Raw genomic sequence first — 427 nt, 5'->3', positions numbered from 1 at the left:
GTGACTACCTGAACATCAACGCCCCCGTCGCCGAGTGGGGCGACGCACAGATGACGGTCACGCGACCCTCGCACGAGTACGAGATGGACGCCGTCCAGGAAGGCGACGCCGTGACGCTCCACGACCGCATCTGGGAGCACATGGCTGAGGGCGACATTCCCGACCCCGAGGGGACCGACCGCCGTGCCGTCGTCGACGGGAAGGTCAGTGTCTCGCCGCTGACCGCGCCACACACCACGGAGCACCACGAAGCCCTCGACGCCATCGCAGAGACGTACGAGCCGGGCGACGGCGGCGAGGCGGCCGACTGACCGGAAATGCGGTTCCGCAACGCCATCCTCTTCGTCGCGCTCGCCGTCGCCTGGGGCAGCGCCTTCACTGCTATCAAAGCCGGGCTGGAGTACTTCCCGCCGGTCCTGTTTGCGGC

At 68.4% G+C, this 427-nt stretch carries 2 pseudogenes; both read left to right on the top strand.

Features of this window, described 5'->3' with window-relative positions:
* Positions 1–311: pseudogene (locus FY251_RS21630) on the top strand (5'/3'-nucleotidase SurE); the annotation flags it as partial.
* Positions 312–317: 6 nt separating this feature from the next.
* Positions 318–427, top strand: a pseudogene (locus FY251_RS23265) (EamA/RhaT family transporter); the annotation flags it as partial.

The sequence above is a fragment of the Haloferax sp. KTX1 genome (assembly GCF_902410085.1).
Taxonomy (GTDB): Archaea; Halobacteriota; Halobacteria; order Halobacteriales; family Haloferacaceae; genus Haloferax; species Haloferax massiliensis.
This window is presented reverse-complemented; position numbering and strand designations above follow the sequence as displayed.